Source organism: Anabaenopsis elenkinii CCIBt3563 (genome assembly GCF_015245355.1).
GTDB lineage: Bacteria > Cyanobacteriota > Cyanobacteriia > Cyanobacteriales > Nostocaceae > Anabaenopsis > Anabaenopsis elenkinii.
The window spans coordinates 1,741,096-1,751,725 of record NZ_CP063311.1; the positions used below are offsets into that span (position 1 = coordinate 1,741,096).

Annotated in this window: 2 protein-coding genes; both read right to left on the reverse strand. The window is 45.7% G+C overall.

Features of this window, described 5'->3' with window-relative positions; genetic code table 11:
- Window positions 1–25 precede the first annotated feature (25 nt).
- Entirely contained in the window at window positions 26–9,226 is a 9,201-nt protein-coding gene (locus IM676_RS07840) for a hypothetical protein (RefSeq protein WP_200989670.1), read from the reverse strand.
- The gene (locus IM676_RS07845; protein ID WP_200989671.1) at window positions 9,220–10,458 is read right to left on the reverse strand and encodes a hypothetical protein; all 1,239 of its coding nucleotides are present in this window, start codon (window positions 10,456–10,458) and stop codon (window positions 9,220–9,222) included. Before IM676_RS07845 ends, IM676_RS07840 begins: the two co-directional genes overlap by 7 nt.
- Between the last annotated feature and the right edge of the window lie 172 nt (window positions 10,459–10,630).

Sequence of the window (10,630 nt, forward strand, 5' to 3'; positions counted from 1 at the left end):
AGCGGGTTAAATTACCGTTGGTGTCCTATTGGCTATAGTTACCGGCGTTGATTTGCCCTATGGTCATGTCACCGTTGCTGGTGAGGGTGAAGGTGGGAGCGTAAGGAGCGTTAATTATTTCTACTAAGGTGGCAATTAATGCTCCATTGGTGGTAAGGGTGAAATCACCTTGATTAATGGTAATGTCTTGTAGGTTTAAACTACTACTAACATTAGTGACGTTAACATCACCTACGCCACCGGCTTGGATGCTCAGGTTACTAACTTGGGTATGGAGGTTAATATCATTTTGGGCGGTTGTCACGTGTAACGTATTAGCCTGTATGGGGTTGGTGTTTTGTGGGATAAATTCCTCTGATGTGAGTTGGATGGTGATGGCGGATAAGTCCCCTGGTTGATGCTGGAGGATGATATCTTTAGCGGTGGCGATGGTGATTTGGTTAGCTATTTGCAGTTTCTCAACTGTGATATTCTCTACACTGCTAATCTTAATATCACCAGTGCCGATGGTGTTGATGTCGGTTAAACGCAGTCGGGCGGCTGATTTGATTTCTGTTTCGGTGTCATTGGTGGTGAGGGTAATGGCTACTTCTGAGAGAGTATCAGGGGTGTTGTCGTCAAGGGTGAGGTCAACTTTACCGCCATTGTTGTTGATGTTGAGGTCTTCGGCTTTGAGATTAGCGGTAATTCCCCCTTGGGTAGTGATGTTGATGGTGTCAGCGGCGATTAAACCATGTTGAATATAATCGTAAGTTTCACCACCTAGGGTGATTTCCCCATCTATCAGGTAGTTGTTGATTGTACCGGCGATCGCATTAAAAGTACCTGTTTGTAACCAAGCAGAAGGTAAGTCAATCTTACCCGTGGTTTCGGTACTCAAACTAATAGTACCAGTGCTGGCTGTTTCAATATCAGTAGCAATATTACCGCTAATATCGCCACCGGCTTCGGCGCTAATGCTATCATTACTGGTGATTTTACCAAATATCCCAATATCATTACCTGCCTTTAAAGTCACACTACCACCGACATTACCTAAAGTACCAGCGGAGGCTACCCCCGCGAAGCTGATGTTATTGGTAGTGTTAATCATCACTGTACCCGTGTCCCCAGTCGCCCGCAGTTCACTAATATCAGTCAAATCAAAATTAGTTGCGGTAATAGACACCTGATTAGGTGCAGTGAGAATAGAAGGCGCGGCGATGGTTGTCTCTGCTGTTCTGTTGGCGGGTAATTCTCCCTTAATTTTCACATCTGCGTCACTGGTAATGGTAATGTTGCTGTCGAGGTTGAGGGTAGAGAGTTTACCAGCGATATTCACATCACCCAGCGCCTCAATAGTAATCCCCTTAGCAGCGGAGATAGAGTTGTAGAACTCGCCGTAATCCTTGGGAGTCTCTGGGGTAGTTCTTACAGTCAACCAGATAATTTCTTCCGTGGTAATGGGTACATTGATGTACCTATTTTCATATTTAATGCTGACATCTTTTACTTGGGTTTGCCAAGTTTCATACCGGGGACGACCATCGTAAATGTTTTGTTGTTGGCTTACCCATTGCCAGGAAGTTTGTAGACGGCTGTCAAAAACCGGTTTATATTTAGACTTCCAATGGTATTGATAATCTAGCCAGTCTTCCTTGATTTCTACTGGTTGATAATCACGTCCCCGGACGAAAGCACCCACATCATCCCCAGTTTTATCTTTGGCATCGTAACCGTTACTACTGAATGCAAATGACCAAATAATAGTTGATTCTACCTGATCATACTCACCTAGCCAGTTATTCAGGGTAGAAGTACTGAGGTTAACATCAGGATAATTAACAAAAGGGTGTCCTGTATAGGTTTCCCGGCCTTTTCCTTCCCCAAAAGCATCATTGAGGACAACTTTATCAGATTGGGTCAACTCCCGCCAATCCCAGGTAGGTACATCTTCTTCATTCTTGTATTTTGATATGCCTGCTTCCCCATCATCATTATCCACCCAGTAGCCACCTAGGGGAACCCAGTTACCGGGGAACTCAAACTCAAAGCCAAATTGTCCCGCTCTGGTACTGGTGGACTGTTGGGTAAAGGTCAAAGTATCGTACTTAATGGCGTTGATGTAGTTGTCATTAGCGGAAATCAAATCTGTATACCGAGTCAGTTGGTAAGGTGCTGGCTGTATCGGCTCGCTTTGGTCGCCCACGCTCCACTCAGGGTCAACATCAAAGTTAACTGTTTCCCGCAGGTCAAGATTAAAGTAACGAGTACCAGTTTCAGGGACATAATTTACAGACCAGTGAGCTGGTCCATCTTCTTGAGGATTAATCGCCTCTTTCTTCTTCCGTCCCCGGACAAACCCACCGATATCATCACCGCTTCCCCACCTGGTGGTATAGATGATGGTTGACTGTACCTCGTCGTACTTTTCTAACCACATATTCAGGTTAGCGGTACTCAGGTATTTATTATGGGGATAGTGAACAAATTCATTTTTATCCACATAATATTCAATGTCATGACCATCCCCAAAGACATCATTTAACACACTGATATCACTCGCTGTCAGTGCGCGCCAACCCCAGGTGGGGACATCTTCTTCCTCGTCGTAGCTCATGCTGCTACCATCATCATTATCCATCCAGTAACCGCCCAGGGGAACCCAATCATCCCACTGGTTGGTATATGCGGCCGGATAGCCATCATTGTCAAAGAAATATCTAGAGGTTTCTTGAGTATATTTAGCGTCGGCTTCGTTCCAGAAGTAACCTACATATTCCCCTGTAGCTGTAACCCCTGCTCCTTGATTTATCCACTGATAGCTAGGGGTATAAGCAATGGGGTTACTCCCATCAAAGGTATTAACATTGGTAGCATTTAGTAACTTAGACTGATTTTGGGATACCGTTCTGAGAATGGCTTGGAGGTCGGGACTGATGGCTGTGGGAACGCGTAAATAGATGTTATTCCAGCCGTCAACCTCTATATTAATAATAGTAGTAGCAATGTTGTGGGGGTTTGTCGCCACATCGTAGGCGTTGTAAAACCCTGCTTGGGACACCTGTTTATAGTCGCTACCAGCAATAATCTCTTTGCGGTATGTCACCCCTTGGGCGGTTTCCATCTCGTAGGATTCGCTGGTTTCAATGAGGTTCCAGTAAACATCATTCCTGGTGGGGTTACCGTTGATGTTTCTGTCTACCTTGGCGTTACTGAAACTAAAGTCAAAGAGTCTGTAGTAACCGAGGTGTTCTAAAACTACGTCTTGCTGGTCTGTGGTCAGTTCGTTAAAGCCCGCGTCGGTTTTGGGTATACCTGTTACTCCCCAGTCGAGGTCATCCACAAAGTAATCAATCTGGTTGACAAAGTACTCTTTTTCTGAGTCTGTTTCTGGGTTCCAGTAACTATCTTGGTTTAAGGTGACGTTCATGGTGAAGAACTCACTACCAACCCGTACCTGGTCAACTCCTACCTGCTCTGTAACTGTGGTGGGTATCCAGTTGACTACTTCTATGGCGATTTTGCTTTCATCTTCCGGGGTGTTGGGGTCGTCGGTGGCTAAGACTTTCTTTGTCCCGGCGTTGATGGTTTTGGTAATGGGTATTTGGGTTAATACGGGAATACCTATGAGCTTTTGACCCGTGGCTAAAGTCGCGTCTGCTGCTATGGTGACTGGACCACCGGAGAGGATGTTCACTGCTCCTTGGGGGGCGTTAAGGGAACCAGTGCCATAAACCAGGACTTGACTACCCTTTAACTGGGATTTGCTGATTTCCCCCCGCAGGGTGTCTAAACTCCATTGGCGGTCAATACCCGCGGTGATGTTGAGGTTGTTACCAGCGGTGACTATCCCGTTAGTCCCTATACCGTTGATTTCTGCTGATGTCACTACCTTGATGTTGATGTCCCCTGGGGAGTTGTCATTCCTGACAAAGCCTTGAATTAACAGGGTGTCGGCGATGATTTCTATGGTGTGGTGAGATTGAACTAAAGCCCGCTCTAGGGGTGATTTACTGCGGGCGATGAGGACTTCACCGGTGGCGTGGATTTGAACTGCGGGTTCTAGGGTTTGGTTACCTGTGCCACTGGTGGTGATGAGGGCGTTATTGGGGCGGATTGCGTCTTTGGGGTTGAGTTCTTGGTAATCAACTAGTTGGATGTTTTTACCTTGGATGTGGATTAAATTAAGCGATCGCACTTGGTTATCAACAAAGATATCACCGGCGTTATTTTTACTGGTAATGAATAACTTCTCAGGGTTTACCGTTGAGTTAATTGGTAGTCCCCAAATAGATGATGTCACCTCCGGTGCAACCTGACCCCGGAAGATAATACCAGAGTCACTAGTCATGTTAATCGTCCCACCGGGGGCGGTGTCGAGAATACCCCCACTGATGCGGGTGAGTTGAGACAGTTCACCGTCATATTCTACAGGAGCATCACCCAGGGGGACGGGTTCACCAGCAGGGTCTACATATTCCCCATTTTGGTTAATGAAGTAGTTGGAACTGTTAACCAACCGGTTTTGCTGGTCTTTAAAAATAACTGGATTGACTATTAACCCATAACCGCTGGGTGTAGTCCCTCCATCTAAATTCAGGGTGTCGTCAGCGACTAAATAACCATCAACTAATAACAGTCCCCCAGTGTTGATAGTAATATCCGAGCCGTTGTGGAAAGCTTGGATAGTCCCCTTAGTTTCTACCCGGTTCTGAGCCTGAATATTAATTGCTGTGGCGCTGGAGTCGTTTAATCTTGGGGTTCCCGTACTGCTAAATCTAGCGGTGGGGTCAGTTTGAATCAAACTTAAACTATTCATGGTCAAGTCTAAGTCACCACTTCCCCCAGCAATAGTAATGTTAATATCTCCCGTAGCTTGGGCAGCACCACCACGGGGAGTAAGGATTCCCCCAGTCACTCCCATCCCCCCAAAGGTAACTAGTTCCGTGGCGTTGAGGTCAATTCTTGCACCTTTACCCGTCCATGTAGTCTGGTCACCTTCTTCTGTGAGGGAACCACCAGCTAAGATTGCGCCGACGATGTTAATCGTCTTACCTGTAACCTGAATTTGGCTACGGTTTCCAGAGGTAAGCATCCGCGCCGCGGAGTTAATATTAATCTCACCCGCAGCTTGGAGGATGATTTGACTGGGGGAGACTAAATCAATCCCCTGTTGTTGGTAGATACCGTTACTTTCTACAGTGCGACCCAGGTTAATGGCTCCCGTGGGGTTAGTTTGAATCAGTTGGAGAGTTTCCCCTGGGGTTTGAATAATTATCTGAGAGTTATAACCATGGATACTCTCCCCAGCCATAACCTTCAAGCTTCCCTCGCTGATGATGTCACTGTCTAGGGTGATACTCCCAGGAGTAGTGATTAAAGTTTCAATGGTGTTGGGGTCACCATCTACACCCAGAGAGCGGACAACACCTTGGTTGATGATGTTTTCACCCCCCATAGTTAGCTGTCCATAACTAACAATCCGTCCTGATGTGGGGGCGATGATGAGATTACCCGCTAAAGACTGGAGATTAATTATCTCCATGTAGCTGATATCACCAATAAAGCTGTCAATCACAACATCATTCAAACCTTGAATATGTACAGCTTTACTGTCAATGCGACTGGTGCCAAAGGTGTGGATACTAGTTTCACCTGTTACTACTTCCTCACCAGCAATTAAATTAATCTCATTCCCTGCGGTGAGGCTTCCATGGAGTTCTAAAGTCTTACTAGCGGTGATGTTGATGTTATTCTCCTCACCCCGGGCGATCGCATCTCCTTTCACCACCCCATAAACACCAACATTCAGATTAATGTCACCGTTGACTGTTTCTAGTAACCCAGTCCCATCTAAATCAATATCCACCCCATCGGGGGATGTACCACTATTGAGGTGAATGGCTGTATGGGCGAGGACTTTACCGGCGATATAAAGTTTACCGTTGTCACCAGTGGGCGCACCGATAGTAACTTGAGAACCTACTTCACCAGCGTGGATATTGTAGGGGAGGGTAGATGTCACATCAGAGGTGAGGGGAGAGAATCCTAGGAGGTTGGCGTTAATCGTCCCTTGACTCAAGAGTGTAATGGCATAGGAACTAGTTAAAACTAACCTACCTTCCCGAATCTTCACCCACAAATCATACTGGTCAAACTCTGTATATATACTATTGACTTCTGGGGCATTTTCCCCTTGGGAACTAACCACAGTCCAAGTTGCATTTACTAAAGCGGCGTTTAAGTCAGCGACTAAATCCGCCACCTCGCGATTATTCTCAGTCTCTGACCTCAGTAAAGTGACATCAGCAGCAACAACAAAACCCACCTTATCTATTTGCAATCTGAGGGTGACATCTTGACTCACCACCCCAGTTGCTAACTCATAGAAATCAGCAGCGGCGATTTCATGACCATGACCAGGGGCTAAAATATCTACCCTACCAGCAGCATGGAGATTAATACTACTGTTAGGCTTCCAAGTTAATATTTGGGAGGAACCATAAACCACCATCCCCCGACCACTATAATTAGTGCTACCGTCTTCCGGGTCTGGTTCTATGGGGTCAATCCCGCCAATTAAATCTATCTGCTTCCCAGCTTGGAGAGTTTGACCCACCCTCACCTGATGTCCGGCGATCGCCCTCAGAGTAGATTCCCCATCAAAGTGACTCACATAGCGCCCCATATAAGCGCCATTCCTATCTCTAACTGTAGTTACTTCCCCACCGGGTAACAATAACCCCTGAATATCAACATCTTGGGCGGATTTAACTTCTATATGACTATCAGCAGCGTGGGTAACTAGCTCACTTGCTGCTTGAATCAAGGTTCCCGTACCAGAATCATGTTCACCCCCATTGACTTCTATTAAATCATGGGCGAATAGGTAAGCACCGGTTTGGATAGGTTCCCCTGCTTTATTCACCGTGTTACCACCGATGAAAGCTTGACCTAGGGAATTAACTTTAATTGCGCCATAGTTCCCCGACCAGTCTATAGTTTGACTTTCCAGATTGCCATTATCATCAAAAGTTTGGAACAGTTTACCACCAGCGACCAAGGTTCCCATAACCTCCATGTTCCCTTGACTGTTGATGGTAATTATTCCCCCACTGTGGTTAGAACTTAACCCATAAGCAGCAGCACCACCAGCGGGAGTGATTAATAGTCCTAAACCATTGTCATCACTTCCAGCAATCCCCCCATTCATCGTCACAGACTTGGAAGCTAATAACCCCGTATCTAAGAACAGTTGCTCACCAGCAGTCACAACTATAGTGGAATCATTCCCCGCAAAGGTCACACCATTGGCGCCAATCTCTCCCCCCGCGACTACTGAACCCAGAATATCTACGTCTTTGGCTCCGGTGATGGTAATATTACTACCCGCCTTAGTGGTTCTGATTCTAGAAGTCCCATGGACATAAACACTAGAACCGCGACTATTAGCTCTGTCTGTAGTCAAAATATTGATTTGACTTTCCGCAGTCAGGAAACCTTCCACATACACCCAACCGGGGGTACTTATATTTAAATTCGAGTTTTCGCCCCTGACATCGATGTTACCCCTGAGGATGACATCATCACTAAAGCCCAGATTGAGAGTAGCGTTATCTGCCAGACTGGTAATAGTCCCAGTGAGGAACAGAGAAAATGGGTCTGGTTGTAAGTCTTTCAAATAGAGGTCATCTGGTAAACCTACCTCTAGATAGTTGTCATAATTAGGTAATCGGGAACTGCGGGAGATGAACTTAATATCCCTTTGGGTAGTAACGGAACCGGGGATAAATATCCCGTGACTAGATTCTAAAGTGAGAGTTCCCGCAGTGACTTCATTTACCCGCAGATCACCAGTTAAAACTCTAATATCAGCATCTCCAATCACATTAGCTCGCTCTAAATACAGGTCGTCGGAGATTTCCCGCACATAGGCGTTACTGTTACTAGCAATGATTAACTTACCTTCTGTCAGGGAATTAGTGTTAACTTCCAAGAAGTTATCAGCTGTGGCGATCGCACCTAAAGCATCTAAAGTAATATTTCTCCCTATAACATCTGGGGTATCTTCCTGGGTATCGATGATTGATTGAGTGGTGCGTAAACCCACATCAAAGTTACTTTCAACCTTACCCACCCGGAAGTTACGGTAAGGAGAGTTGAGGTAAATGGCTCCTTGTTCTTCCCCTGTGGATTGGACGTTAACAACTCCATTATTGAGAACATCTACATCTAAATAATTGCTATGTTCCCCAATGAAACCGGTAGTTGATTGGATGTTAATAGCAGAAGCGCTGATGTTGATTGCGTCTTTGTTGTTGTCAAGGATGAAACCTTGAATATTTAAATCTACTGTTCCCCCAGCGGTGATGGTGTTGAGGAGTAGGTTTGTCTGGGGAACCTCTAATTTAATATCAGAACTACCGTTGACCTGATTCACCGTTAATGCTTCCTCTCCCAAATAACGGATGTAAGCATTACCTGTAGATTCGGCGCTCAGTTGTCTAACTTCCCCTGTCATGTCAATGCGGAAGGGAGTATCAGGGGTGTGGGAAGCAATCACACCACCGGAAATTAAGAGGATGTTATTACCAGAAGTCGTCACAGCAGGGGTGTCTGTAGTGTAATTATCAGTGAGGTTACCCGCTGCTTGTAGTCTGACATTTCCCCCAGCGGTAACTTTATCAACAGTGAGCTTACCTCCCTCCTGGAGGGCGATCGCACCCCCAGCATTGATATTAGTTAACCCCGTAGTCATCACATCCACATCATTAATCACCTGGAGGGTCAAGGTTTTAATTACCGACTTATCTAAAACCAGTTGACCAGTTTCCAGAGTCACCTTACCCACAGCATCAGTACCATGGGAAGCAGTCAACCTCTCCCACACCGTCGGGTCAAGGTAAAGTTGACGGGTCAAGTCTAAAGTAGCAGACTCTCCCAAATACCTATACAAACCATATTCCGCAGCATCATACTGGACTAAAACTATGTCCCCTTGATTGACGTTGCGGTTATCCACAATCAACCGACTTACACCAGTGACAATATCTGGGTTAACTAGTTGCCATAGGGTAGTATCTGTAAAATCAGATTGAGTTAAATTAACCTCACTGACTCCATCCCCCAAATACCTGTAAGTCCCGTAGGTGACCCCAATAATATCGCTGACGGTAGCGCTGGAAAGTAACTTCTTGTCCTCAGTGGTCAGGTCTGTATAACCATTTCCAAGATTAATTACCACCTTCCCACCTTCCCTAAATTACGACCGGTGGTAACTGTGAGGTTACGAGCAACTATGTTATAGTCCTCCCCTGTGTCTGGGGGAGTATTGAACCCTGTGGGTTTGTTGAGGGGATAAAGGAAACTGTACAGGGGAACAGAGAGGGGATACCTTAAGGAATCTTCCGCAAAGGTAGCTAGAGCTTTATCACTGATGACTCTGGTTGCTAGGCTAGATTGTTCTCCCAAGTTATCTAGAATTGACCCATCGATTGCATCTAAGTACACATCCGCTGCTGATGTCATCCCCAGTAGATATAAGTCCCCTGTGGTTTGACGGATGTAAACATCATTGAGTGAGTTTCCTCCCACTCCACCGGAATCATTAGTATTGACATTTACCCACTGTTGTGCAGTCCCAATACCGCCTTTACTGCTGTTGAGGATAATATCATCACCGGTAATCACAGCATTGTTATCATACCCGGTAATCCCATCAGCAGCGCGGATGCTAACGTCACCCCCTGCAGTAATGTGATTAAATACCAGGTAACTGCTCTGGTTGTCTGGTGACACTATGAGTAAATTAATATTTCTTTGGGCGATCGCATTCAGCGGTTGTAAACCCCCTTGCATCGCCACATCAATACTACCGGAATCCGCCTTCAGGGAAAGAGCATCTAAACTCCCCACTTCCCCACTTTCCTTAGTATTGGCGTAAATCACACTAGAACCCACACCTTGAATATAAGCGCCACGCAGTTGTAAATTACTGCTGGGGGATTCAATATCCCCATAGAGTTCCAACCCACCCACACTCTTAATGCTGATATTCGCCTCACTGCTGCTGGGACCTTGAAGGAACTGAATATCAATCGGGTAATCAGCTTTGAGGGCGTGGGTGTAGTAATCTTTTAACCCTTGGATGATGGTTAACTTATAGTGATAGGTTTTCTTTTGCAGGAACCCACCCCCACTAGTCCAGGTTTTTTCTTTAGTGGAAATATTGCGATAATCACTGTCATAGCGGTTCAGGGGAGGGTCATTGTAACTCTTGACATTACTGGTTTGTCCTGTAAACTCCCACTTACTACTATCACTAAAGTCCTGAAGAGACAGTTCTAAATCCGCATTCTCTCCTATATAGCGATAAATCTTCCTACTGTTAATGTCCCTCACCAAGGAGAGGTTCTGAATTAAATCAACACTATTATCTTCTGTCTGTTCATACTCCACCCGGTAAACTACTTCCACCGGTTCCCCCCAAAGTTCGCTGAGGGTTGCGCCTAACTGAGCTAGTTGATTGTCTGTAATTAAAGCTTCTGACTCTAGGAGGGGTTTCTCATCTCTAAATTCTACCTCCCGCCATTCGTATTTTTTATCCTTTACCAGTTCGTCTATTTCTAAATCCCAGCTAAAGTCAAAG